The organism is Staphylococcus sp. GDY8P67P, from assembly GCF_017892545.1.
Classification (GTDB): Bacteria; Bacillota; Bacilli; order Staphylococcales; family Staphylococcaceae; genus Staphylococcus; species Staphylococcus ureilyticus.
In genome coordinates this window covers 57,935-83,389 of the sequence record NZ_JAESLH010000012.1, presented here as the reverse complement: position 1 = coordinate 83,389, position 25,455 = coordinate 57,935, and the positions used below count along the sequence as shown (strand labels likewise).

25 protein-coding genes and 1 riboswitch are annotated in these 25,455 nt (G+C 33.3%); of the genes, 10 read left to right on the top strand and 15 right to left on the bottom strand.

Annotated elements, in window-relative coordinates; translation table 11 throughout:
* From KA833_RS04995 to auxA, 4 genes are all read right to left on the bottom strand, one after another.
* Positions 1-267, bottom strand: coding sequence for a phosphocarrier protein HPr (locus KA833_RS04995; protein ID WP_019467646.1), 267 nt, complete (start codon positions 265-267; stop codon positions 1-3).
* A 165-nt stretch (positions 268-432) separates the two neighbouring features.
* Complete coding sequence (locus tag KA833_RS04990; RefSeq protein WP_046207883.1) at positions 433-975, bottom strand: DUF697 domain-containing protein; 543 nt, start codon at positions 973-975, stop codon at positions 433-435.
* A 58-nt stretch (positions 976-1,033) separates the two neighbouring features.
* Positions 1,034-2,203: a class I SAM-dependent rRNA methyltransferase gene (locus tag KA833_RS04985; RefSeq protein WP_064209109.1), complete on the bottom strand. Its 1,170-nt coding sequence runs from the start codon at positions 2,201-2,203 to the stop codon at positions 1,034-1,036.
* A gap of 210 nt (positions 2,204-2,413) precedes the next feature.
* Complete coding sequence (auxA, locus tag KA833_RS04980) at positions 2,414-3,715, bottom strand: lipoteichoic acid stability factor AuxA (protein WP_046207885.1); 1,302 nt, start codon at positions 3,713-3,715, stop codon at positions 2,414-2,416.
* A 237-nt stretch (positions 3,716-3,952) separates the two neighbouring features.
* On the opposite strand from auxA, the gene graF reads away from it, so the two are divergent.
* The 4 genes from graF (at position 3,953) to KA833_RS04960 (ending at position 7,642) form a co-directional block, all read left to right on the top strand.
* On the top strand, positions 3,953-4,087 hold the full coding sequence (graF, locus tag KA833_RS04975) for a glycopeptide resistance-associated protein GraF (protein ID WP_196296357.1): 135 nt from the start codon (positions 3,953-3,955) through the stop codon (positions 4,085-4,087).
* A gap of 569 nt (positions 4,088-4,656) precedes the next feature.
* Positions 4,657-4,758: riboswitch (TPP riboswitch) on the top strand.
* A gap of 75 nt (positions 4,759-4,833) precedes the next feature.
* Positions 4,834-5,409, top strand: coding sequence for an ECF transporter S component (locus KA833_RS04970; RefSeq protein WP_046207886.1), 576 nt, complete (start codon positions 4,834-4,836; stop codon positions 5,407-5,409).
* 12 nt (positions 5,410-5,421) lie between these two features.
* Positions 5,422-6,843: an ABC transporter ATP-binding protein gene (locus KA833_RS04965; RefSeq protein WP_046207887.1), complete on the top strand. Its 1,422-nt coding sequence runs from the start codon at positions 5,422-5,424 to the stop codon at positions 6,841-6,843.
* Positions 6,836-7,642: an energy-coupling factor transporter transmembrane component T family protein gene (locus KA833_RS04960; RefSeq protein ID WP_046207888.1), complete on the top strand. Its 807-nt coding sequence runs from the start codon at positions 6,836-6,838 to the stop codon at positions 7,640-7,642. Before KA833_RS04965 ends, KA833_RS04960 begins: the two co-directional genes overlap by 8 nt.
* Positions 7,643-7,848: 206 nt before the next feature.
* On the opposite strand, the gene purD is transcribed toward KA833_RS04960, so the two are convergent.
* The 11 genes from purD to purE are packed head-to-tail and all read right to left on the bottom strand — an operon-like array spanning position 7,849 to position 19,084.
* Entirely contained in the window at positions 7,849-9,093 is a 1,245-nt protein-coding gene (gene purD / locus KA833_RS04955) for a phosphoribosylamine--glycine ligase (RefSeq protein WP_046207889.1), read from the bottom strand.
* Between the two features lie 22 nt (positions 9,094-9,115).
* Positions 9,116-10,594 carry a bifunctional phosphoribosylaminoimidazolecarboxamide formyltransferase/IMP cyclohydrolase gene (gene purH / locus KA833_RS04950; protein WP_046207890.1) on the bottom strand — a complete coding sequence of 493 codons (1,479 nt, stop codon included), beginning with the start codon at positions 10,592-10,594 and terminating at the stop codon, positions 9,116-9,118.
* Between the two features lie 15 nt (positions 10,595-10,609).
* Positions 10,610-11,176, bottom strand: coding sequence for a phosphoribosylglycinamide formyltransferase (gene purN / locus KA833_RS04945; RefSeq protein WP_046207891.1), 567 nt, complete (start codon positions 11,174-11,176; stop codon positions 10,610-10,612).
* 2 nt (positions 11,177-11,178) lie between these two features.
* Positions 11,179-12,207 (bottom strand): phosphoribosylformylglycinamidine cyclo-ligase, encoded by a 1,029-nt coding sequence (purM, locus tag KA833_RS04940; RefSeq protein ID WP_064209112.1) that lies wholly within the window; start codon positions 12,205-12,207, stop codon positions 11,179-11,181.
* Positions 12,200-13,687 carry an amidophosphoribosyltransferase gene (gene purF / locus KA833_RS04935; protein WP_046207893.1) on the bottom strand — a complete coding sequence of 496 codons (1,488 nt, stop codon included), beginning with the start codon at positions 13,685-13,687 and terminating at the stop codon, positions 12,200-12,202. Before purF ends, purM begins: the two co-directional genes overlap by 8 nt.
* Positions 13,666-15,855, bottom strand: a complete 2,190-nt coding sequence (gene purL / locus KA833_RS04930; protein WP_210128070.1) for a phosphoribosylformylglycinamidine synthase subunit PurL — start codon at positions 15,853-15,855, stop codon at positions 13,666-13,668. The genes purF and purL overlap by 22 nt, the downstream gene beginning before the upstream one ends.
* The gene (purQ, locus tag KA833_RS04925; RefSeq protein WP_046207895.1) at positions 15,848-16,519 is read right to left on the bottom strand and encodes a phosphoribosylformylglycinamidine synthase I; all 672 of its coding nucleotides are present in this window, start codon (positions 16,517-16,519) and stop codon (positions 15,848-15,850) included. The genes purL and purQ overlap by 8 nt, the downstream gene beginning before the upstream one ends.
* Positions 16,519-16,779, bottom strand: a complete 261-nt coding sequence (purS, locus tag KA833_RS04920) for a phosphoribosylformylglycinamidine synthase subunit PurS (protein ID WP_019468141.1) — start codon at positions 16,777-16,779, stop codon at positions 16,519-16,521. The genes purQ and purS overlap by 1 nt, the downstream gene beginning before the upstream one ends.
* 1 nt (position 16,780) lies before the next feature.
* Complete coding sequence (purC, locus tag KA833_RS04915) at positions 16,781-17,482, bottom strand: phosphoribosylaminoimidazolesuccinocarboxamide synthase (RefSeq protein WP_046207896.1); 702 nt, start codon at positions 17,480-17,482, stop codon at positions 16,781-16,783.
* Positions 17,482-18,615: a 5-(carboxyamino)imidazole ribonucleotide synthase gene (gene purK / locus KA833_RS04910; RefSeq protein ID WP_064209114.1), complete on the bottom strand. Its 1,134-nt coding sequence runs from the start codon at positions 18,613-18,615 to the stop codon at positions 17,482-17,484. The genes purC and purK overlap by 1 nt, the downstream gene beginning before the upstream one ends.
* Positions 18,602-19,084 (bottom strand): 5-(carboxyamino)imidazole ribonucleotide mutase, encoded by a 483-nt coding sequence (purE, locus tag KA833_RS04905; protein ID WP_064209115.1) that lies wholly within the window; start codon positions 19,082-19,084, stop codon positions 18,602-18,604. Before purE ends, purK begins: the two co-directional genes overlap by 14 nt.
* 204 nt (positions 19,085-19,288) lie before the next feature.
* Between purE and folD the strand changes: the two genes are divergently transcribed.
* The 6 genes from folD to qoxD all read left to right on the top strand — a co-directional run bounded on the left by folD (position 19,289) and on the right by qoxD (position 25,314).
* Positions 19,289-20,146, top strand: a complete 858-nt coding sequence (folD, locus tag KA833_RS04900; protein WP_210128068.1) for a bifunctional methylenetetrahydrofolate dehydrogenase/methenyltetrahydrofolate cyclohydrolase FolD — start codon at positions 19,289-19,291, stop codon at positions 20,144-20,146.
* A gap of 595 nt (positions 20,147-20,741) precedes the next feature.
* A complete protein-coding gene (locus tag KA833_RS04895; RefSeq protein WP_046207900.1) occupies positions 20,742-21,059 on the top strand; it encodes an immunoglobulin-like domain-containing protein in 318 nt (105 codons plus the stop codon).
* A gap of 263 nt (positions 21,060-21,322) precedes the next feature.
* Positions 21,323-22,444 (top strand): cytochrome aa3 quinol oxidase subunit II, encoded by a 1,122-nt coding sequence (gene qoxA / locus KA833_RS04890; RefSeq protein ID WP_046207901.1) that lies wholly within the window; start codon positions 21,323-21,325, stop codon positions 22,442-22,444.
* On the top strand, positions 22,444-24,432 hold the full coding sequence (gene qoxB / locus KA833_RS04885) for a cytochrome aa3 quinol oxidase subunit I (RefSeq protein WP_046207902.1): 1,989 nt from the start codon (positions 22,444-22,446) through the stop codon (positions 24,430-24,432). Before qoxA ends, qoxB begins: the two co-directional genes overlap by 1 nt.
* A complete protein-coding gene (gene qoxC, locus KA833_RS04880; protein ID WP_046207903.1) occupies positions 24,422-25,027 on the top strand; it encodes a cytochrome aa3 quinol oxidase subunit III in 606 nt (201 codons plus the stop codon). The genes qoxB and qoxC overlap by 11 nt, the downstream gene beginning before the upstream one ends.
* Entirely contained in the window at positions 25,024-25,314 is a 291-nt protein-coding gene (qoxD, locus tag KA833_RS04875; RefSeq protein ID WP_046207904.1) for a cytochrome aa3 quinol oxidase subunit IV, read from the top strand. Before qoxC ends, qoxD begins: the two co-directional genes overlap by 4 nt.
* Positions 25,315-25,455: the final 141 nt, after the last annotated feature.

Here is a 25,455-nt window from a genome sequence, read left to right as displayed (position 1 = left end):
TTATTTAGTTAATCCTTCTTTAGATAAGATATCAGTAATCGCTTCCATTGCATCTGTTTCATCGCTACCATCAGCATAGATTGTAATTTCAGCATCTTTACCTACACCTAAACTCATAACACCCATGATTGATTTCAAGTTAACTTTTTTACCGTTATATTCTAATTGAATATCTGAATCAAATTTTGATGCAGTTTGAACAAGCATTGTAGCTGGACGTGCATGAATACCTGTTTCGTCAATAATTACATATGATTTTTGTTCCATAATATGATGTCTCCTTCGTATAGTTAGAATCGTTAGTTTATTATAAAACCTAGCATAGTTTTATATAATAACATTACCAAATTATACATATAAATTCAATTCGTTGCACCCATGATATGACAATATTCAATGAATATTGTTACTTTTTATGAAAACGCTCCACCATTACATTAAAGATTTAACAACCTTTTCACATTTTTCAATATGATCATCACCGATTTTTTTCATAAAGTAATAACTGATTGAAGCCGAAATAGCTTGCCCTACAAGTGGGAACCATTTTGTTTGTTTAGCAGCCATACGTTTTGCAACATCTCTAATAACGACTTTTAATATGGCATTAGATACTTTTCTACCTATAAATTGACTACCCTGTATTGCAGCAGCTGTAAAAATACGTTCTTTTACATCTTCTCTCATTGAATTTACTTGTTTGTGATCTAAACCATAGATTTTATTAACGTCTTCTATAATATCTCTCATTAGCTTGATATCGACACCAAAGTCAAGGCCTGGTATTGGTACAATACTAACACTTGAAGATAACATTGATTTTTTTCTCACTATAGCTTGAGCGCGTTGACGACGTTCATCTAATTCTATGTTAGTCGTTGGTATATCGCTTTTATTTTTTATATCTTCAATATTTAAAACTTTATTTCCGACTTTCTGTGTTACATTATTAGTTATTTTATTTTTAAAACTCATGATATTCACTCCTTGGTAAAATCTTGTACTGTAAAAATATTACCCTCTTTCACAGAAATTACTGTATATTTACAAAAATAGCCTTCAAATATTTTGATGGTTTATAGTGTGGATGTGTTTTAAAATCTTTTGGTAATCCCATTACCTCTGATAGTTCAAAATCAACTTCTGCATTATTCAATGTATCTTTAATCATTTTTTTAAATGCTTTTAATGAAAATGTACTATTATTCGTACACAATAATAAAGTTCCATTTGGCGAAAGTACTTCCAAAGCACCTAGTATTAATTTATCGTAATCTTTCAATACTGAAAATGTTTTTTTCTTATTTCTTGCAAAACTAGGTGGATCAATAACGATTGTGTCATAAAGTAAATCATGACGGCGCGCGTAATTAAAATAATCAAAGGTATCCATTACAAATATATATTGTGTCTTTGGATCAATTGCATTTAAGCCAAAATTTTCTTCTGTTAATGTGCGTGATCTGTTAGCTAAATCAACGCTAGTAGTGACTTTGGCCTTTTCTGCTGAGACAACTGAAAAAGCACCAGTATAACTAAACACATTTAACAAATACCTATCCTCAGCAAAATGATCTCTTAATTTCTTTCGTACTTCTTTTTGATCCAAGAAAATACCTGTCATAGGGCCATCATTTAAATCCACATTATAAAATGTGAAATTTTCTTCGATTATAATAGGAAATTCTGGTGCTTCCCCATCAACAAACCCTCCAGCTATTTGAGCATCTTTAAATCTCATTTTTTCAAACACAGATTTATATTCTAAGGTATTTTTTAATGCATTTAAAATTTGATAACGGTATTTATAAATACCTTTAGAATACCATTGTATTAAAAAGTGTCCGTTATAATTATCAATAGTTAGACCACCTACACCATCACCTTCACCATTAAATATTCTAAAAGCATTAGTACCTTCAATATTATAAAAATACGCTCTTTCTTGTATTGCGATTTCAAAAAGTCTCTCAAAAAATTGAGTATTAATCACTTCATTTTCATCATAGCTCAATACCCATCCAAGTCCTTTATGTTGCCTTCCGACGTACGCAGTTGCAATATAGGTTTGTTCATCATTTACTAACGAGAATAAATCGCCCTCTTTTAAATGGTCATGCGCATACACGTCATCATCATCGATTAATGGATATCCATTTAGATATTTCGTTTCTTTACCTTTATTTAATACGGCAGTTTTCATAATTATATGTCAGCCTTTCTTCTAATTTTATAATTTATGCTTTCTTATTCTATCATCTCAAGAAATATCGTAACATCATTTATCTATAATTGAATGATTTCTCAATTCAAACATTATATTATTGTTTTTAATCTTTTGTGTTATATCAATCATGAATCAAAAAGGACTGGCATTTAGCTATAGCCAGTCCTTTAAAAATTTATTTACTTGTTAATCTTTTGAAGGTTCACGCAATTTAATAATAAATGATACAATTACTGCGATTAACATCACAAACAATATTGGCGTAATGAAAATTGACAATAGTAGGCCATGAACCATAATATTCATAAATTCTGTTAACAATTTGAAAAATAATATACTAACCATAAACAACTGCAGATAATAGAATTTATCTCTCAAGAAGTTCGTTAATGTCGTTAATATATAAGCAATAATAATCAGCATTAGTAATAATAAGGTAATCCATTCAATCACATATTGTGTTTGAGAAATTTCCCAATTACCTGAAACAAATAAAGCATTTCTATTATTAAATTCTATAATTGTAAAGAATAATAATACAACACCACAAAATATTTCTACATAAGCTGATTTAACCCATTTTGGAATTTTCATCCAATTTGGAATATCATCCTCTTGTATATCAATAATATTCTTCCATTTTTCGATAAATTTGTCTTTTTTATCTCTTAATTTTTGAATATCAACACTTCTACGTGTTTTCCGAGTAAACTCAGTTGTCTTATCTTGTAAACTTTTCAAATGCTCTTTCGTTTGGTTTGTAACTGTACCTTTGCTTGTTCTAGATAATTCAGGTTCTTCTTCACCTAATTCTTGTTTTGTTAAAGGAAGTGCCCTTCTTAAAAACAAGAAATTCCAAATTGACATTTGACCTAGTAACCACATTATTAAAAAGAATGTATTTACACTCAAAATATCAATAGGGATAATTTCGTCACTATCTATTCTTCCATATAATACGATTTGCGTAATTAAATAACTTATCCCATAACTGAAAATAATTAATAAATAATGATATTTTCTGTGATTTGGATTTAGTTCATCTTTATATACAATATACCCAATATGAACTACAAATGGGATAATAAAAATGATAGCAAAGAAGCTATAAACTTGTGTCATTAAAATAAGTGTTATAATGAAGAACAGTATACCTATCACTAAGAAGAAGATTGAAACATCATAATCATATCTTGTTGTTCTTAATAGCGTGAATCCGAGTAAGATGACTGCAATACCAAATAAAATAATTAATACTGCACTTATAACAGGGAAATTCCCTATATAATTACTCATGACTCTTATGATTTCTGCAAAAAATGCATTTATAAAATCCCAAACATTATGAATATGTAATTCAATTTTACCTTTATCCTTTAAGTCATGGACCATAGATAAATTTATTAAAATGATGAGACCTGTGAAGAGCGAAACGATGCCTATTATATAACTATATAATATCTCAGCGTGTTTCTTTAAAAAAGACATACCATTCACCTCAAAGTTATTATATATTAACATTTAGTTCTTGTCTTTAATAAATCAATAAATAAGTCTATAGTATGATAGAAAATAGTTGTACAGTCAAGTTTCCACCAAACATAATCGATTAAACAAATATTTCAAATTTAACGTAATATACAGTTAGATCTTTGTGGTTTAGTTTCCAAATAAAGTGGTATATTGAAAACATAAGTCATTTGAATATTGAAGGAGTGTTTAACTATGAGTAAAGAAGAATTAAATAAAAAAGCAGCTGAAAAAGCAAAAGAAGCTGAAGATAAATTGAAAGATAAAAAAGAATCTGCTGAAGATAGTACTGAAGAAACGAAAAAAAATATTCAAGATACTTTAGATTAAACTAAATGTGCTTGATTTCTATATGAACATTACAATTTAAATTAAAAGAGAACAATAGCATTTAATTTTTGTTCATTCTATCAAGGTTAATATTAAAAAATCTGAAACATCAATCTCATAATTAGTCTAAAGGACTAAAACCACTTTTACATGGTTTTAGTCCTTTATTTAATATCATGTCATTTGATTTTCATACTTCTTACTCAAAATATGATTCGAGACTATACTCTGACACACATATGAATAAATGGATGAAGCACACAACAACATCTTAACAATGATATATTTGGACAATAATTAAAAACACTTTCTTATAAATTACACTACATCATGTATTTATTGTGATATGTAACTGAACTTGACAATTCCCTTTTTCATAAAAAACGATGAATTAAACAAACTTTAATTAACAAAACCACACTGCCACATCACTCAATGCACTATACAAAAAGTCTTTATTTAACCTTACGTTATGTGTTGTGATTGAAGTCATAAATATCAAATTCAACGTTAATACACCTTGACATAACTAATTAAAAGTCATACATTATAGTTAAAATTAAATTTAATATTCGCACTAGGGGTGTTTAGTGACTGAGATGAGGTATACCCTCAAACCCTTTGAACCTGATCTAGATTAAACTAGCGTAGGAAAGTGTATCGTGATATGTTTTTTGGTATCCGTATGCCTATATTTAACGCGCAACTTCTAGATGGTTGTGCGTTTTTTTATTGGAGGAGAATTTATGTCAAAAGGTTTAAAACTATCAGAAATTTTAGTAACCGTACTTATAGCTGTTGTGTTTGCTATCGTCTATAATATTTGGACTTTAGTATACAAGGCAGTGCAAGTTTCTGGTCTTCATATTGAAGAACTAACATATGGTGCATGGTTTATGGCTGCAATTGTTGCATATTTGATTATACCAAAAGCTGGTATTGCGATTTTAGCTGAATTTGCTGCTGGTGCAGGTGAAACAATTGTCATGGGAAGATTTGATATTCCAACAATGGTCTATGCATTACTTCAAGGATTAGCATGTGAGATTATTTTCGCTATTTTCAGATATAAATCACGTTCGGCAATGGTAGCTATGTTAGCAGGATTTTTAGCATCTGTTGCGACACTTCCTCTTGATTTTGCTTATGGTTATTTAGGAGAAATTGCAGGATGGAACTTAACACTTTATATCGTATTTAGATTGATTAGCGGTATTGTTGTGGCTGGATTGTTGTCCTATTATATTGTGAAAATATTAGATCAAACTGGCGTAACCAAATTATTCAGACCTGCAACACAAAAAGATTATGACAATTTATAAGGAGCATAAAAGTTGATAGTCACTGAAAATCTACGTCTTAAATATCCAAATGGACAAAAGAAAATATTCGACAATTTATCACTTGAAATTAAAGATAAAGAGAAGGTGCTTATACTTGGTCCCTCTGGTTCAGGTAAAAGCACGTTATTGAATGTTTTAAGTGGTATCGTACCAAATCTCATTGATTTGCCAATGAAATACGATAAATTAGAGATTGATCAAGATTGTGGTGTTATTTTTCAAGAACCTGATAGCCAATTTTGTATGCCAAAGGTATATGAGGAACTCGCCTTTGTCCTTGAAAATTTACAAACGCCACGACATAAAATGGATGCATTGATTGAATCAGCACTCGAGTCTGTTGATTTAAACGTCAATAAAGACCAATATATCAATAATTTAAGTGGCGGTATGAAACAAAAATTAGCAATTGCAGAAACATTATTACAACAAGCTAATACTTTATTTCTAGATGAACCAACCGCGATGTTAGATGTAACATCAACAGAAGAATTATGGAATAAGATTAAAGCGTTATGGCAAGATCAAACTGTGATTATAGTTGAACATAAAGTAGAACATATATGGCAGCATATCGATCGTGTAATATTATTAAACTATGATGGTGTTATTATTGGTGATGCCTCACCAGCTGACATATTAAACAACTATGAACACCTTTTATCCGAATATGGCGTTTGGCATCCAAAAGCTTGGGATGAAGCACCTTTACCTATAGATTTACAGCAATCTAATATTCAATATGCCAATGAGCATCTATTTCTTTTTGAACAAGGCACTATAAAAAGAAGTAAAAAGACACTTATCGATATACCAAAACTTAATATCACTAGTGGCGAATGGATTACAATCACCGGTACAAATGGCTCAGGCAAGACTTCTTTATTAGAATCGATGATGCAACTTATTAAATATGAAGGCACAATGTCTTTTGATGGCAAAAAGCTTACTAAAATCAAAGAAGCTGCTAAAAATATGTATCTTGTATATCAAAATCCTGAAATTCAATTTATTGCGAATTCAGTATACAAAGAAATTTTTATACAAAACAAAGCTAATTATCCTTCTATATCAGAAGCTGAAGAAAAAACAATTCAAATGCTTAAAATGTTAAATTTAGAAGATGTTCAATCACAACACCCTTATGAACTGTCAATCGGGCAGAAACGTAGACTGAGTGTAGCTATAGCTTTAAGCTCTACATCAGAATATATTTTATTAGATGAGCCAACATTCGGTTTAGATAGTCATAATACATTTAATTTAATTAAATTATTCCAACAACGCGTTAGAGATGGCCAAACAATTATTATGGTTACACATGATCCTGAAATTATCGCACGCTATCCAACACGTAAATTGTGTGTAAGTCAAAAACAAATTCTAGAGATAGCAGGTGAGCATCATGTTTGAAATGTGGAAAAAACACTACTCTTTCATGGATGATGTGAATATCATTACAAAGTTAGCATTAGCTGTTTTTTTGTTTTTCTTTGTTATATTTGTACATCAATTCGATTTTATGATTTATATTTGTCTATTGATGTTCCTGTTTTTATTAATGTTCAATGGTATAAAATTTAAAATAACATTTGCTTTTATTTTCTTTACTATAACTTTCAGCCTAATTTCAGCTTTATTCATGATTTTTTATGGTGAAGGCACTCATATATTGTTTAAATTAGGATTTATTCAAATTAGTACTGAAAGTTTAGTTAGAGGGCTGCATTTAGCGTTACGTACAACAACCGTTTCATTTTTCGGTATTTTAATTGCTTTCACTTCTGAAATTGTAATGGTCTTTTACAGCCTAATGCAACATTTAAAAGTTAAGCCTAAAGTTGCTTATGCTTTTATGGCTGCTATAAGAATGGTGCCATTAATGATTAGCACTTTAGTTCAACTTAGAAAGTCTTTAAAAATGAGATATCAAATTATCTCTCAACAAAATTATAATTTATTTAGTAGAATCAAACATCTTATGATTCCACTTTTAAGCCAAAACATTAGAAAAGCTCATCAACTTGCTGTTGCAATGGAGAAAAAAGGTTTTAAAGATGGTCCGCGCACCTACTATTATCATACACCTTTCTCGTATAAAGACTTTCTATTAATCATCGTTTTTATCATCATTTTGGTTGTTGCTTATTTCTTAGCACTTCACTTACCGATTACAGGTATAAACGATGTTCGTATAAAAAATATATATTAACGATTACCTTATTATATCCAAAATTCATTACTTTCCAATTAAGAAAAGATAAGATAAAAACTAAACCACTTTGTCTTATCTTTTTATATGTCAATTAACATAGATTGATCTGTGAACACATAGCTTTTAACGATATACAGTTTCAAAATTTAAAAAGTCGTAATTTCTATACACTTCTAAATAGAAATTACGACTTTTTTTAATATTTATAAATGTTTTATTGCTTTATTACTAATATCTTTTCGATAAAATAGTCCATCGCTTTGAATTTTTTCTGCAGCTTTATAGGCATTTGCTTTAGCACTAGTAATATCATGACCTTCTCCTAATGCTAAGATGACACGACCACCATTGGTGACAAATTTATCCTTATCTCTTTTCAAACCACTGACAAAATAATTACCATTTAAATCAAAACCTGAAACAGTCTTACCTTTTTCGTAATTTCCAGGGTACCCTTTAGAAGCAAGCATTACACCAACGACAGACGAATCTTTCCATTTAAATGCTATTTTCTTTTTAGCCTCTAAATCTAAGATATGTTGCATTAAATCACTTTCCAATCTCGTTAGTAATACTTGTGCTTCAGGGTCGCCAAATCTAGCATTAAATTCTATTACTTTCGGACCATCTGCTGTTAAAATCACACCAATATAAAGGACGCCAAAAAATTCATAACCTTCTTTATACATTGCTTGAGCTATAGGTTGTGCAATGATTTCATTCGTGAGGTTAAGTACTTCCTTATCTATATGAGGTACAGGACAATACGCCCCCATACCACCTGTGTTAGGCCCTTTATCGTCATCATATGCACGTTTATGATCTTGCGCAATACAATCAAATGGCACGGCATAATCACCATTTACAAATGTCATCAATGAGAATTCTTCACCTTCTAAAAATTGCTCAAAGACAACTGTACCAAGCTCTTGTGGATACAATGAATGAACCGCTGCTTCAGCTTCACCATAATTCTCAGCTATAATTACACCTTTACCAGCTGCCAAACCATCTTTCTTTAATACGATAGGATACTGGCATGTTTCAATATAATTTAGTGCATCAGATTTGTTTGATATTTCTTTATATTCTGCAGTAGGAATATGATATTTCTGCATTAACTGCTTTGCGAATAATTTTGATCCCTCAATCTGAGCCGCTGCTTGGTTTGGCCCAAACACTTTAATTTGTTTTGCGTTTAATTTATCTGCTAAACCTTCTGTAAGTGGTTGTTCAGGGCCAATAATCACCCACGAAATATCATGCTCAACAGCAAATTCAACAATCTGAGTGTGGTCCGTTTCCGCTATTTCACAATGTACATCTGCAATGTCTGACATTGCGTCATTCCCTGGAATTGCAAAAATTTCATTTACGAGTGAAGATTGTTTTAACTTGTGTGCTAAAATATGTTCTCTTCCGCCTGTGCCAATGACTAATACTTTCATAAATAATTTTGCCTCCAATATTTTAATGTTTAAAGTGTCTAACGCCAGTCGTTACCATTGCAATGCCATATTTATTAGCCATATCTATTGAATCTTGATCTTTAATTGAACCCCCTGGTTGAATGATCGCTTTAATACCATGTTGCGCAGCTAGTTCTACCGTATCATCCATCGGGAAGAAACCATCTGATACCATTACGACATTATCATTAATTTCAATCGCACGTTCTATTGCAATTTGTGCTGATCCTACCCGATTCATTTGACCGGCACCAATACCGACTGTTTGTTTATCGTTACATAGGATAATCGCATTACTTTTAACAGAGGCAACCACTTTCCAACCAAGCAACATTGCATCCCATTGAGTTTCTGTAGGTGCATTTTCTGTAACGACTTTTAAATCATCACGTTTGATTAATACATTGTCTTTATCTTGTATTAAATAACCACCTGAAACAGATACTATTTCTTGCTCATTATTATCAATTGTCATATCAATTTCTAATAATCTAATATTTTTCTTTTTATTTAAAATCGCTAACGCTTCATCGGAAAATTTCGGTGCAATAATCACTTCCAAGAATATGCTGTGCAGCGTTTCAGCCAAAGTAGCATCAACGGTTCTATTTAAAGCAACGATACCTCCAAAAATGGATTGGCTATCCGCTTCAAATGCACGCTGATAAGCTTCATAAATATTTGTTCCAATACCTACACCACAAGGATTCATATGTTTAACTGCAACTGCAGCAGGTGTTTCAAATTGCTTAACTAAAGATAACGCCGCATCTGCATCTTTAATGTTGTTATAACTCAATTGCTTACCATGCAACTGTTTCGCGCCACCTAACGTATGATTGGCATCAGATGTTCTTACAAATGATGCTTGTTGTTGTGGATTTTCACCATATCTTAAACTTTCTTTATTTTCTTTAAAGAAATCAACAATTGCATTATCATATTGATTCGTATGTTCAAATACTTTAATCATCAATGATTTTCTATAAGATTCATCTAATTGATTTGATTTTAGTTTTTCAATCACTTCATTATAATCCGATGGATGAACAATAGTAGTAACGTGTTTAAAGTTTTTAGCTGCTGCACGTAACATAGTAGGCCCACCAATATCTATATTTTCAATCGCGTCATTTTCTGTAACATCAGGATTGGCAACAGTCTCCTTGAATGGATATAGATTTACAACAACCATGTCTATTAAATCAATTTGCTGTTCTTTTAATTGTTCTAAATGTTCTGGTTTATTACGATCAGCTAAAATACCACCATGAACGGCTGGATGTAATGTCTTGACTCTCCCATCCATAATTTCGTCAAAATGTGTAAGTTCTGATATAGATTTAACTGCAATATTTTCATCGACTAACGTTCGCATCGTACCACCAGTCGAATATAACTCATAACCTAACTGTTGGAGTGATTGTGCAAAAGGTACAATGCCTGTTTTATTAGATACGCTTAAAATTGCCTTTTTCATGTTTATTGGCACCTCTTATTGAATAATTTTTGAAATAACTTCTGGATACAATTCATGTTCAATTGCTTTTATTCTTTCTTCTAATTGTTCTTTCGTATCATCCGGTTTTATTTCACATGTACGTTGTTCAATAATTTCTCCTGTATCCATCCCACTATCTACAAAATGTACTGTTGTGCCTGTGATCTTGTCACCACTATTTAATGCTTGACCAATCGCGTCTTTACCACGATATTTCGGCAATAATGAAGGATGAATATTAATGATACGTTTTTGATAGGCATTTAATATATTTTCACCGATTAATTTCATATAACCAGCTAAAATAATCCATTCAACTTTTTCGGTTGTTAACCATTCAATGATTTTCCGCTCATAATCTGCTTTAGAATCAAAGTTTTTAAGCTCATTAATATGTACATCTAAATGATATTTTCTTGCTCGCTCAATACAATAAGCATTAACCTGATCCGTATATAAAGCAGTCACTTCAATGTTCGGCAAATGACCTGCTTCTATTTGTGACATGATACTTTCAAAGTTACTTCCTGACCCTGAAGCAAAGATAGCAATTTTTGTCACTTTCATACCCCCGTCAAATGAATTGGCGCTTCACTTTTAACAATTTCACCAATTCTATATGCATTTACTTGTGCTTGTTGTAACGTATTTAATACTTTAGCTTCATCATTAGCATCAACAACTAAGGTGAAACCGATCCCCATATTAAATACATTGTACATTTCTTTAGTCGAAATATTGCCTTGTTTTTGCAACCATTCAAATATCTTTGGTGTTGGAAATTGAGTTACATCAATTTTTGCACCTACACCCTCAGGCAATGCTCTTGGGATATTTTCAATAAATCCGCCACCAGTAATATGCGTCATCGCATGTATGTTTACGTGTTCTTTTACAGCTAATACAGGCTTGACATATAGTCGTGTTGGTTCTAAAAAGATATCTAAAAATGTGTGGTTTTGATCAAATTTGTCTTGTAGATTAATACCTGATTTTTTTATTAAATTACGTACCAAGCTGTAACCGTTAGAGTGTATACCACTTGATTCAAGACCTATTATTACATCACCTGGTTTCACGGCTGAACCGTCTATATACGCTTCTTTTTCAACAGCTCCTACAGCGAATCCTGCTAAATCATATTCACCTTCATGATACATTTCACCCATTTCAGCTGTTTCGCCACCAATCAGTGCTGTATTTGTAGCTTCACAACCGTCACTAACCCCTTTAACAATCTGTTCAATAACTTCTGGAACAACTTTATGTGTTGCAATATAATCTAAGAAATACAATGGTTCTGCACCAGTTGTTAAAATATCATTGACACACATCGCTACTGCATCAATGCCTATCGTATCGTGTTTGTCATTATCAATCGCTAACTTTAATTTAGTACCAACACCATCTGTTCCAGATACGAGTAATGGTGCTTTCATATTTAACTGTGATAAATCGAATGTAGCACCAAAACCGCCTAATCCACCTAAGACTTCTTTACGCATTGTTCTTTGAACATGACTTGACATACGTTCAACCGCTTCATAACCTGCACTAATATCAACACCTGCTTGTTGGTATGCTTTAGACATTTAAATTACCCTCTCTATCAAAGTATTGTTTATGATTTGCTAAATATTCTTTTTGACGTTCGCTTAAATGTTCAAAATAATCTTGTTCATAATCATAAAGACCAGCAGGATAATCACCTGTAAAACTTTCTACACATAATCCTTTATAAGGAGCATCTACATCAAGACCAATTGAATCTATTAAACCAGCTACAGTTAGATAGGCCAGAGAATCTGAACCAATATGTTCACTGATTTCTGATGGTGATTTGCTCGCTGATATGAGTTCAGCAGTAGTTGAAACGTCTATACCATAAAAGCTTGGAAACATAAATTCAGGAGAAGCAATACGTACATGCACTTCATTAGCTCCAGCATCTTTTAGCATTTGTACTATACGCTTACTTGTCGTGCCTCTAACAATAGAATCATCCACTAAGACGATATTTTTGCCTTGTACGATATCCTTTACTGCCGATAATTTGACCCTTACACCTTGCTCTCTTAATTCTTGAGTTGGTTGAATAAATGTACGCGCTACATATTGATTTTTGACTAACCCCATCTCATATGGCAAACCACTTTGTTCAGCATAACCAGAGGCTGCTGAGAGTGAAGAATTAGGTACGCCAATAACCATATCTGCATTTTCAACTGGACTTTCTAACGCTAATTGTTTACCAGATTGTTTACGAATCGCATGAACATTTTTTCCTGCAATAGTTGAATCTGGTCTAGCAAAATAAATATACTCCATAGCTGATATCGCCGTATTCGTATGTCTCGTATAAGACTCTACTCGAATACCTTCATCATTGATAACCACATATTCACCTGCATGGATATCTCTTACATACGTTGCACCTAAAACATCTATAGCACAAGTTTCACTTGCGATGATGTAAGCACCTGTTTTCATTTTTCCTACAACTAAAGGTCTGATTGCATTTGGATCAACAGCACCATATAATGCATCTTTTGTTAATAACGCAAATGTAAAACCACCTTTTATTTTTCGTAAACTTTCCTGTAACGCTGCTTCAAAGGTTGGCGCTTTACTTTTACGAATTAAATGCATGATTACTTCAGTATCTGAAGAAGAATGGAAAATAGAACCTTGATGCTCAAGAGATTTTCTTAAACTTTGTGCATTTATAAGGTTTCCGTTATGACAAACTGCGACACTCATATCATAAAAATGGTACAAAAATGGCTGAATATTCTCTATACCTTTATTCCCCGATGTCGCATATCGTACATGACCAATCGCATGTTGATAGGACTTAAATGATTCCAACTGTGCATCTGAAATGGCTTCAGTCAATAAGCCAAGCCCTCTTTCTCCAGTGAGTTTTTGTCCATCAGAACACACCATACCTGCGCCTTCTTGACCTCTATGTTGTAAACTATGTAAACCCATATACGTCAATTGTGCTGCTTCATGATGATTCCAAATACCAAAAACGCCACATTCTTCGTTTAATCCGTTGTAGTCATACATTTAGGAATTGCTCCTTCCCACTGTTCATTCAATTGTTTCACATCACGTGAAATTAACGTGTCCCCGTTAGAAACTACAAATTTTCCATCTTCTGTTAATGTACCAACTTTAATAGCATCTGCGATATCTAAAGGTTGGTCACCTTTTACTGCTACTACATAACGCCCTTGCGTTTCACTGAATAATTGCTCATTTTTTAGATTTAAAGTTACATTTAAGCCCATTTGATAATGTGCACTGATACGAGCAAAAGTCATTAACAGGCCACCTTTACCCACTGTTTGTACGTGGGATGCTATACCATTACGTATTGCCCTTTTAATCGACTCTCCTCTTTTGACTTCATTTGATAAATCAATGGTTTCAACTTCATGATTCACCTTACTGAAAAGTAATTTCTCAATTTGACTCCCACCAAAATCGCTAAATGTATCGCCTACAACATAAAGCGTATCACCCACTTTTGGCGTAAAATCATTGAAATAATCAATTTCTTCAATCAAACCAACCATACCTACGACTGGTGTTGGGAATATTGAAGTTTCTTTTGTTTCGTTATACAAGGATACATTGCCAGAAACGACTGGTGTCTTTAATATTTCACAGGCTTCAGCCATACCTTTAGTAGAATCTGCTAATTGTTGATAAATTTCTTTTTTCTCCGGTGATCCATAATTCAAACAATCGGTCATCGCTAAAGGTGTAGCACCTACAGAAATCAAATTACGGTATGCTTCTGCTACTACCATCTTTCCGCCTTCGTATGGATGATTAAAGACATATCGTGCTTCACCATCTATCGTAGAAGCAATTGCTTTATTTGATCCTTCAACACGAACAACTGATGATTGTAAGCCCGGTTTGACAATAGTATTCGCACCAACTTGTTGATCATACTGCTCGTATAAATAACGTTTTGAAGCAATCGTTGGATGAATGAGTAAACGATTAAATACATCTTCGACATCTATGTCACTGTATTCATTTTTAGGTTCATTATATTGAGGAGTTTCACCTTCAAGCACGTAAACAGGTGCTTCATCTGACAATGGCTGTACGGGTATATCAGCGAAAATTTCATCTTCATATGTAAGTACAAAACGATCTGTATTTGTAACTTCACCGATAACAGCACTATCTAATTCATGCTTATCAAATAAATTTAAGAATTTATCTTCAGATCCTTTTTCAACTACTAATAACATGCGTTCCTGAGTTTCAGAAAGCATCATTTCATAAGGTGAAATACCTTTTTCTCTTGTTGGAACTTTTTCTAATTGTAGATGTAAACCACTTCCACCTTTAGCAGCCATTTCAGAAGATGATGATGTTAATCCTGCTGCCCCCATATCTTGGATACCTACTAGCTCATCAAATGTTATTGCTTCTAAAGTTGCTTCCATTAATTTTTTTCCAACAAATGGGTCACCAATTTGTACTGAAGGTCTCTTACTTTCACTATCTTCACTTAGTTCTTCAGATGCAAAAGTAGCACCGTGAATGCCATCACGTCCTGTTTTTAATCCCACATATATAACTGAATTACCGGAGCCTTTAGCAGTACCTTTTTGAATTTTATCGTGATCAATGATACCTACGCACATTGCATTGACCAATGGATTGCCATCATATCTATCATCAAATTCTATCTCACCCGCAGTTGTTGGAATCCCAATACAATTGCCATAACCGCCAATACCGGCTACTACACCACGTAATAATCGACGATTTTGTTTTTCTGACAATTCACCAAAGCGTAAACTATTTAATAAATTTATTGGTCTAGCACCGATTGAAACAATATCTCTTATAATGCCTCCTACCCCAGTAGCAGCACCTTGATATGGTTCAACAGCAGAGGGATGATTATGTGATTCAACTTTAAATACTACTGCTTGGTTGTCACCAATATCTACGACGCCTGCACCTTCACCAGGCCCCATCAACACATGTGATCCTGACGTTGGAAACTGAGTTAAAAATGGCTTGGAATGTTTATAAGAACAATGTTCACTCCACATGACAGAGAAAATACCAGTTTCAGTAAAATTGGGCTCACGACCTAAAATATCACATACTTTATCGTATTCTGACTCCGATAAACCCATATCTTTATATCGTTTTTCTAATTTGATTTCTTCCACACTTGGTTCGATAAACTTAGACATTTTGTTCCCTCCAACTATTAACCATTGCTTCAAATAACTTAACGCCACTATCAGTACCTAATAAAGATTCCATCGCACGTTCAGGGTGCGGCATCATTCCACAAACATTTCCGTTTTTATTTACAATACCTGCAATATCATTGTAAGAACCGTTGGGGTTATCCTTGTATTTTAAAATGATTTGATTGTTTTCTTCTAATCTGTCATACATTTCTGATGTACAATAGTAATGACCTTCCCCATGCGCTACAGGATATACTACATTTTCATTCTCTTCATATAAATTAGTGAAAGGTGTATGATTATTGACTACTTTTAGTAGTTCATTACGACTTACAAATAAATGTGAATCATTATGCAATAATGCACCTGGCAGCAAACCTATTTCTGTAAGAATTTGAAATCCGTTACAAACACCTAATACAGGTTTCCCTTCTTTAGCGAAACGTTTCACTTCTTCAGTGATAGGTGCAACACTTGCCATCGCACCTGAACGTAAATAGTCACCAAAAGAGAAACCACCAGGTATTAAAACACCGTCAAAACCTTCTAAAGATGTATTTCTATAGTCGACATATTCTGCTTCTACACCAGATTTCAATGCTGCATTATACATGTCCCTATCACAATTGGATCCTGGGAATTTTAGCACTGCAAATTTCATTATGCTTTCTCCCCTTCTTCCAATACTTTGTAGCTATATTCTTCAATAACGGTGTTTGCAAAAAGTTTTTCGCTTAAAGTTGTAACGACATTGTGAACTGCAGCATCAGTAGCTTCATCAACTGTCATGTACAGTAATTTACCAACACGTATATCATTAACTTGTGTGTATCCTAAATCATGTACTGCGCGATTTAAAGCTTGTCCTTGTGTGTCTAATACTTGTGGCTGTAATGTGATATGCAATTCAATTGTTTTCATTTTATAGTTCCTCCAATTTATTAAGAAAAGTTTGATAAGTGTCTATGATTGAACCAGTATCTTCACGATAAACGTCTTTATCGAAATTTGTATCACTATATTTATCCCAAATGCGACATGTATCTGGTGAAATTTCATCTGCTAATAAAATTTGGCCATTCGTGCTACGTCCAAACTCTATTTTGAAATCTACGAGTCTTAGATCCATATCATCCATTAATTCAAGCAATACTGAATTAATTGTTATTGCTGCATCTTTTAATTTTTCAATTTCATCTTTACTAGCTATATTTAATAATTGTATGTGATCTTCTGTAATTAAAGGGTCATTTAAATCGTCGTTTTTATAAAAGAATTCAACTAATGGGCTTTCAAACTTATGACCTTTATCAAAGCCTAATCTCTTTGTTATAGAGCCCGCAGCAATATTTCTAACTACGACCTCTAATGGAATAATGTCTACAGATTTTACGAGTTGTTCAGTTTCTGATAGTTGTTCGATAAAATGACTATTAATATCACGATCTTGAATAAGACTGAAAATTCTAGAAGTAATTTGATTATTTAAACGGCCTTTACCTTCTATAAAATCTTTTTTGGCACCATTACCAGCTGTGACTTCATCCTTATATTCAATTCGAAGTACATCTGATTGTGCCGTAGAAAAAATTCTTTTCGCTTTTCCTTCATATAACAAAGACATTAGCCATGTCTCCCTTCAAAATGATTTAGTAAAGTTTGTTCTGTTTGTTCTACATTGTTTGTAAGCATTGTAAGATGACCCATTTTACGGTCAGGTTTACGACTTGATTTTCCATAAATATGTACATGCCATTCAGGATGATCGCCGAATTTATGTTCTAACAGATCTAAATCTCTTCCTAATAAGTTCATCATTACACTAGGTTTTAATAATTCGATTTTTTCTGGTAAGTGTTGACCTGTCACTGCTAATATATGTGTATCAAACTGCGAATAATCACACGCTTCAATTGAATAATGTCCTGAATTATGAGGTCTAGGTGCAATTTCGTTCACAAACAATTGATTGTTTGAATCGATGAAAAACTCCACTGTAAACGTACCTACAAAGTGAATATGTTTGATGATCTTTTCAACTTCATTTCGTGCTAATTGTTCAATTTGTGAATCCACACGTGCAGGCACAACAGTCTTAAATAATATTTGGTTTTGATGTTCATTCTCTTGTAACGGGAAGTACGTAATTTGATTATTGTTACCAATCGTTACCGTTAAAGAAACTTCTTTTTGTAGATTTAAAAATTTTTCAGCGACACATTCTTGCTTTTCAATTAACGCTTTTGCATTGTCCAAATCTGTTTCATTTGTAATAAGTAATTGTCCTTTTCCGTCGTATCCACCAAATCTTGTTTTTATCATAAAAGGAAAACCAATTGTTTCTATAGCTTGAGATAACTCATCTGGGTCAGATAATTTTATAAATGGTGCTACTTGAGTTCCAGCACCTTGCAAGGTTTGCTTTTCAATCAATCTATCCTGTAACAGTTGTATAGCTTGATAACCTTGAGGAATATTATATTGAGAAACTAATGTTTGTAATTGATGCGCAGAAATATTCTCAAACTCATATGTGATAACGTCGGACAATTCACCTAGTTGAATAAGCGATTGTTCGTCATCATAGTTTGCTTTTATAAATTGATGCGCTACATATTGACATGGACAATTTTCATCAGGATCTAAAACGATAACTTTATAACCCATTTTCTGTGCAGATTGTGCCATCATTTTTCCTAATTGCCCGCCACCAATAATTCCAATCGTTGATCCAAATGTTAGTTTATTGAAGTTCATGTTGCATATCACTCACTTTCTCAACCAATAATTTTTCATAATTTTCCAAATTCTTTTGGATAACTTTATTACCAATGCTGAGCATTCTTGCAGCAAGTATTCCTGCATTTTTGGCTCCAGATTTGCCTATAGCTGTCGTTGCCACTGGAATACCACCCGGCATTTGGACAATAGATAGAAGAGAATCTAATCCTTTTAAACTTTTAGATTCTATTGGCACACCAATTACTGGTAATGTCGTCATTGAAGCAACCATACCTGGCAAGTGTGCTGCTCCACCAGCACCTGCAATAATGACATCATAGCCATTGTCTCTAGCTCCTTTTGCAAATTCATACATTAATTGAGGCGTACGATGTGCGGAAACAACTTTCTTTTCGTACGGTATATCTAGTTGTTCTAACATTTGACAACTTTCTTTCATAGTCTCCCAGTCGGAAGAACTACCCATTATGACTACCACTTTCAAAATGAACACCCTTTCAGAAATTTGAAATGTTACGTCTATTAGATGTATATTACAGATATAGCATAACAACTAAAAATCGCTTTTTCAATCAAAAATCGAACTTTAAAGCAAAAAAATCTTTAAATTTTCGTCTTTTGGTTGAAAAACATGATGTTAATTATGTTAAAGTTAAGTAAAGTTCATACATTGGAGGAGGATTTTTTCATGGTCGCAAAAATTTTAGACGGGAAACAAATCGCAAAGGATTATAGACAAGGTCTAAAAGATCAAGTCGAAGCTTTACAAACTAAGGGTTACACGCCAAAATTATCAGTAATATTAGTAGGTAATGACGGTGCTAGTAAAAGTTATGTGAATTCTAAAAAGAAAGCTGCAGAAAAAATAGGCATGATTTCTGAAATCGTACATTTAGATGAAAGTGCTAGTGAAGAAAAAGTATTAAGTGAACTTCAACGCTTAAATGAGGATGACAGTGTCAGTGGCATATTAGTTCAAGTGCCACTACCAGATCAAGTTAGCGAACAAAAAGTTCTAGAATCAATTAACCCCGCTAAAGATGTTGATGGATTCCATCCTGAAAATATAGGTAAATTATACATTGACCAACAAACTTTTGTACCTTGTACACCTCTTGGTATTATGGAATTGCTAAATCATGCTGACATTGATTTAGAAGGAAAAGATGCTGTTGTTATAGGTAGAAGTCATATTGTAGGTCAACCAGTATCAAAACTATTATTACAAAAAAATGCATCAGTAACGATACTGCACTCAAGAACTAAAGACATGCACCAACATTTAAAAAACGCTGATATTATCGTTAGTGCTGTTGGACGTCCTGGACTTGTTACTAAAGAAGATGTTAAAGAAGGTGCAGTTGTAATTGATGTTGGTAATACACCAGATGAAAACGGAAAATTAAAAGGTGATATTGCCTATGATGAAGTTAAAGAAATTGCTAGTGCTATTACACCTGTACCTGGTGGCGTTGGCCCAATGACTATTACAATGGTATTAAACAATACACTTATGGCCGAAAAAATGCGTAGAGGTATTGAATAACAATCACACGCTTAATTTAAAAACATTTTAAAAACAGGCAAAACTGAGATTTCATATCTCAAACTAATGAATAAACGTCAATTTCTAAGTGATTACAATAGAAATTGACGTTTATTTTACTTTTATGAAATATAGGCCGTGTTGATCTACTATCTTCCTTATATAAAACTTCAAATCATTTTTTACAAAACGAACAAATTGCGTAAGTGAGAATTGTTTGTAAGCTGAAGTTCAATTAAATATTTTATACTTTTCAATTCAAATCATATATGGCCAGATAAGCAGACAAAATCTTTTTTCGTAAAATCAGATTTCTGCCCCACGCTCATATTCATTTTTAAACCATCTCCTAAAACATCTCTTATTTTATTAAAACATCCATCAATAAGGTTTTATTCAAAAACACTCAATTTTCTTTAGTAGTTTTTACGTTTTTCAAAAATTTATTACAGTTAACTGAATTTTTTCGAAAAATTATAACTTAATTTACACAATTACGTTATATTAAGACTATAGTACGATGTAATTTCTATCAAAATAAAATATAGTGTATTTAAGATACAAAATAAATGACGCTCATACGGAGGTTTACGTTATGAATAAATTAATGCAGTCATTATCAGCACTCGGGGTATCTGCAACCCTTGTTTCACCTAATCTAAGTGCAGAAGCTACAGAAAATTCTATCCCCGAATTAAAAGGAACAAACGATGTTATCATCGATAAAGGAAATAACTATAATTTATTAAATGGCGTACGTGCCTATGATAAAGAAGATGGTGACTTAACGCACAAAATTTCAGTAGATGGAAATATTAACACTGAAAAAGAAGGCAAATATAAAATTGAATATACTGTAGAAGATTCAGAAGGTGCAACGAATAAATCAATAAGATATATTGAAGTAAAATAAATAGTATATCAATACATATGTCATAATGAAATTCACTCAAACAATTAATTTTGGTGTGAAATTATCCTATCGCCTAAAATATGACACTTTTCACAAAATGTACACATAATTTTAACAAATCTTTGAAAGCCCGTCAGACGTTGAGTTTGTTGGGTTTCTTTTAATTTTACAATAATTTTTTTTGCACAAACACTTGTAAATATTGCGTAATATCTTAAAATTGATGGTAAGCCCTACAATTGTAGTATTAGGAGGTCAAAAAAGTGTCAAAATTTAAGTCTTTGCTTCTACTCTTTGGCTCACTAATTATACTTAGTGGTTGTTCAAATGTAGAAGTTTTAAACCCAAAAGGGCCGGTAGCAAGTGACTCGAAGTTCTTGATTATTTATTCAATCATCTTCATGCTTGTTATTATTGCCGCCGTACTTATCATGTTTGCTCTGTTCCTATATAAATATAGATTACACAAAACAGACGAGTCTGGTAAGATGCACCACAATTCTTTAATTGAAACAATTTGGTTTATCATTCCGGTGATCATCGTTATCGCTTTAGCGATTCCTACAGTAAAATCACTTTATATGTATGAAGCTAAACCGGAAAAACAAGACGATCCACTTGTTGTCTATGCAACAAGCGCTGGTTATAAGTGGTTCTTCAGTTATCCTGAAGAAAAAATCGAAACTGTTAACCACCTAACAATACCTAAAGATCGCCCTGTTGTCTTCAAACTCCAATCAATGGATATGATGACAAGTTTCTGGATACCACAATTAGGTGGTCAAAAATACGCGATGACTGGTATGACAATGGATTGGACATTAACTGCTAGCGAAGAAGGTACGTTCCGAGGACGTAACTCAAACTTCAACGGTGAAGGATTCGCTCGTCAGACATTTGATGTTAATTCTGTTAGCCAAAGTAAATTTAAGGATTGGGTAAAAGATGCTCAAAGTCAAAAGAAATTAGATCAAGATACTTTTGATAAACAACTTTTACCAACTACTGAAAATAAAAACTTAACTTTCAGTGGTACGCACATGGCGTTTGTTGATCCAGCAGCTGATCCTGAGTATATTTTCCATGCTTATGATCGTTTCAATTACGTACAGAAAGATCCAAACTTCAATACACCTGAAGAAATTAAAAAAGATGTATTGGATAAACCGAATAAACCTGCACGTAAACCTCAAATCACAAACGCAAACTATGAACGTCATGGTATGAAAGCTATGATTCTAGGCAATAATGAACCATATGATAGTGAATTCAAAGATGAAGAATCACATAATATGGATGAAATGGAAAAAATCTCAGAAGGTGCTAAAGATGAAAAAGCATCTAAAGCTGAGAAAAAAGACCATGAACATGGAGGTGGACATTAATGAATTTCCCATGGGATCAATTACTCGTTCAAGGTAACTGGATGATTACAATGGCGCAAATTGGTGCACCGTTTGCTATCATCGCAGTAATCGCAGTAATTACTTACTTTAAATTGTGGAAATATCTATACAGAGAATGGTTCACGTCTATTGACCATAAAAAAATTGGTGCTATGTATTTAATCTGTGCTGTATTAATGTTCGTACGTGGTGGTATTGATGCCCTAATGATGCGTACACAATTAGCAATTCCAGATAATACATTCTTAGAAGGAAATCACTATAATGAAGTCTTCAGTACGCACGGCGTAATAATGATTATCTTTATGGCGATGCCTTTCATCTTTGGTTTATGGAATGTTATTGTACCTCTTCAAATTGGTGCAAGAGACGTTGCATTCCCTGTATTAAATAACGTAAGTTTCTGGTTATTCTTCTCTGGTATGTTGTTATTCAACCTATCATTTATAATCGGAGGCTCACCTGCAGCTGGTTGGACTAACTATGCACCACTCGCAGGAGAATTCAGTCCAGGACCTGGGGTTAACTACTACCTTATCGCAATACAGATTTCTGGTATAGGTACCCTAATGACTGGTATTAACTTCTTTGTAACAATACTTAGATGTAAAACACCTACGATGAAATTTATGGAAATGCCAATGTTCACGGTTACTACTTTCATTACAGCATTAATCGTTATTTTGGCTTTCCCAGTATTGACAGTTGCGCTAGCACTGTTTACAACAGATAGAATCTTCGATACTGCATTCTTTACAGTCGCAAATGGTGGTATGCCAATGCTATGGGCTAACTTCTTCTGGGTATGGGGGCACCCCGAAGTTTATATCGTTATCCTACCGGCATTCGGTATTTATTCAGAAATTATTCCAACATTTGCACGTAAACGTCTGTTTGGTCACCAAAGTATGGTGTGGGCAACAGCAGGTATCGCATTCCTTAGTTTCTTAGTTTGGGTTCACCATTTCTTCACTATGGGTAATGGTGCATTAATTAACTCATTCTTCTCAATCACAACTATGCTGATTGGTATACCAACAGGTGTTAAATTATTTAACTGGTTATTCACTTTATATCAAGGTAGAATTACATTTGAATCGCCTATGCTATTCGCATTAGCATTCATTCCTAACTTCTTACTTGGTGGTGTAACTGGTGTTATGCTTGCAATGGCAGCAGCCGACTATCAGTACCATAATACGTACTTCTTAGTTGCTCACTTCCACTACACATTAGTAGCTGGTGTTGTATTTGCTTGTTTAGGTGCACTCATTTTCTGGTGGCCTAAGATGACTGGATTTAAGTTAAACGAGACATTAAACAAATGGAGTTTCTGGTTATTCATGATTGGATTTAACGTTTGTTTCTTACCTCAATTCATCCTTGGATTAGATGGTATGCCACGTCGTTTATACACTTATATGCCAGAAGATGGATGGTGGTTGCTAAACGCAATCTCTACTGTCGGTGCATTAATGATGGCACTAGGCTTTATGTTCTTAGTTGCTAGTATCGTATATAGTTTCTTCAAAGCACCACGTGAAGCTACTGGTGACAACTGGGATGGCTTAGGACGTACATTAGAGTGGTCAACAGCTTCAGCAATGCCACCTAAATACAACTTTGCTATTACACCAGATTGGAATGACTACGATACATTTGTAAATATGAAAGAACACGGTAGACACTACTTAGATAATCACAATTATTCTGATATCCATATGCCAAATAATACGCCAGTTGGTTTCTGGATGGGAATTTTCTTCACAATCGGTGGATTCTTCCTTGTCTTTGAAACTATACTTCCAGCCGTTATTTGCTTAATAGGTATCTTTGGTACTATGATTTACCGCAGTTTCCAAGTAGACCACGGTTATCATATTCCAGCTTCTGAAGTAGCAGAAACCGAAAAACGTTTACGTGAAGCACGTATTAAAGAAAGGGAGGCTGTAAGTCATGAGTCATGATGCAAACACTATTGATCAACGTTCGCATGAAGGTAATTTAAATAGACTTGGCTTTTGGGTATTCCTTACAGCGGAAGTCTCATTATTCGGTACGCTATTCGCAACCCTATTAACGCTTCAACACGGTGGCGATTATGGCGGTAAAATGACAACTGAAATGTTCGAATTACCCCTAATTTTAATAATGACATTTGCGTTATTAATTAGTTCTTACACTTGTGGTATTTCTATTTACTATATGAGACAAGAAAAAGCAAAATTAATGACAATATGGATGATTATCACTTTACTATTCGGAGTAGTGTTCGTAGGCTTTGAAATTTATGAGTTTGCTCACTATGTCTCAGAAGGTGTTAACTTAACTATTGGTTCTTACTGGTCTAGTTTCTTTATTCTTTTAGGAACACATGGTGCCCACGTATCTCTAGGGATTGTTTGGATTACATGTCTATTAATTCAAGTTGCAATGCGTGGATTAAATAAAGATAATGCTCCTAAATTATTTATAGTAAGTTTATATTGGCACTTCTTAGATGTTGTTTGGATCTTCATCTTCACTGCCGTATATATGATAGGGATGGTGTTTAGCGGATGAATACAATTGTAAAACACACAGTAGGTTTTATTGGCTCAATCGTTTTGACTATTTTAGCAGTATTCGTAACCCTATACACATCAATGGCACTAAATGCTAAGATTACAATCATCTTTGGCTTTGCCTTTATCCAAGCTGCAGTACAATTATTAATGTTCATGCACTTAACTGAAGGTAAAGATGGAAATGTACAAGGGTTTAAAGTTATATTTGCGGTTATCATTACTCTAATTACAGTTATTGGTACGTATTGGGTAATGCAAGGTGGACACTCAAGCCACTTATAATCCCAAAAAGACTTCTCGAAAGAGAAGTCTTTTTTTTATTCCCGTATCCATCTCCCCTATACCTTTCATTAAATAATTTACTTTGTAACATTTCTTTCTCCAAAAGATGTAGAATATAATTGATAATGCTATTTTTGTAAC

Excerpts from the sequence above, each read along its gene's own strand:
- KA833_RS04995 (WP_019467646.1), bottom strand. The coding sequence starts at position 267 with ATGGAACAAAAATCATATGTAATTATTGACGAAACAGGTATTCATGCA.
- KA833_RS04990 (WP_046207883.1), bottom strand. The coding sequence starts at position 975 with ATGAGTTTTAAAAATAAAATAACTAATAATGTAACACAGAAAGTCGGA.
- KA833_RS04985 (WP_064209109.1), bottom strand. The coding sequence starts at position 2,203 with ATGAAAACTGCCGTATTAAATAAAGGTAAAGAAACGAAATATCTAAAT.
- auxA (WP_046207885.1), bottom strand. The coding sequence starts at position 3,715 with ATGTCTTTTTTAAAGAAACACGCTGAGATATTATATAGTTATATAATA.
- graF (WP_196296357.1), top strand. The coding sequence starts at position 3,953 with ATGAGTAAAGAAGAATTAAATAAAAAAGCAGCTGAAAAAGCAAAAGAA.
- KA833_RS04970 (WP_046207886.1), top strand. The coding sequence starts at position 4,834 with ATGTCAAAAGGTTTAAAACTATCAGAAATTTTAGTAACCGTACTTATA.
- KA833_RS04960 (WP_046207888.1), top strand. The coding sequence starts at position 6,836 with ATGTTTGAAATGTGGAAAAAACACTACTCTTTCATGGATGATGTGAAT.
- purD (WP_046207889.1), bottom strand. The coding sequence starts at position 9,093 with ATGAAAGTATTAGTCATTGGCACAGGCGGAAGAGAACATATTTTAGCA.
- purH (WP_046207890.1), bottom strand. The coding sequence starts at position 10,594 with ATGAAAAAGGCAATTTTAAGCGTATCTAATAAAACAGGCATTGTACCT.
- purM (WP_064209112.1), bottom strand. The coding sequence starts at position 12,207 with ATGTCTAAAGCATACCAACAAGCAGGTGTTGATATTAGTGCAGGTTAT.
- purF (WP_046207893.1), bottom strand. The coding sequence starts at position 13,687 with ATGTATGACTACAACGGATTAAACGAAGAATGTGGCGTTTTTGGTATT.
- purL (WP_210128070.1), bottom strand. The coding sequence starts at position 15,855 with ATGTCTAAGTTTATCGAACCAAGTGTGGAAGAAATCAAATTAGAAAAA.
- purQ (WP_046207895.1), bottom strand. The coding sequence starts at position 16,519 with ATGAAATTTGCAGTGCTAAAATTCCCAGGATCCAATTGTGATAGGGAC.
- purS (WP_019468141.1), bottom strand. The coding sequence starts at position 16,779 with ATGAAAACAATTGAATTGCATATCACATTACAGCCACAAGTATTAGAC.
- purC (WP_046207896.1), bottom strand. The coding sequence starts at position 17,482 with ATGTCTTTGTTATATGAAGGAAAAGCGAAAAGAATTTTTTCTACGGCA.
- purK (WP_064209114.1), bottom strand. The coding sequence starts at position 18,615 with ATGAACTTCAATAAACTAACATTTGGATCAACGATTGGAATTATTGGT.
- folD (WP_210128068.1), top strand. The coding sequence starts at position 19,289 with ATGGTCGCAAAAATTTTAGACGGGAAACAAATCGCAAAGGATTATAGA.
- KA833_RS04895 (WP_046207900.1), top strand. The coding sequence starts at position 20,742 with ATGAATAAATTAATGCAGTCATTATCAGCACTCGGGGTATCTGCAACC.
- qoxB (WP_046207902.1), top strand. The coding sequence starts at position 22,444 with ATGAATTTCCCATGGGATCAATTACTCGTTCAAGGTAACTGGATGATT.
- qoxC (WP_046207903.1), top strand. The coding sequence starts at position 24,422 with ATGAGTCATGATGCAAACACTATTGATCAACGTTCGCATGAAGGTAAT.
- qoxD (WP_046207904.1), top strand. The coding sequence starts at position 25,024 with ATGAATACAATTGTAAAACACACAGTAGGTTTTATTGGCTCAATCGTT.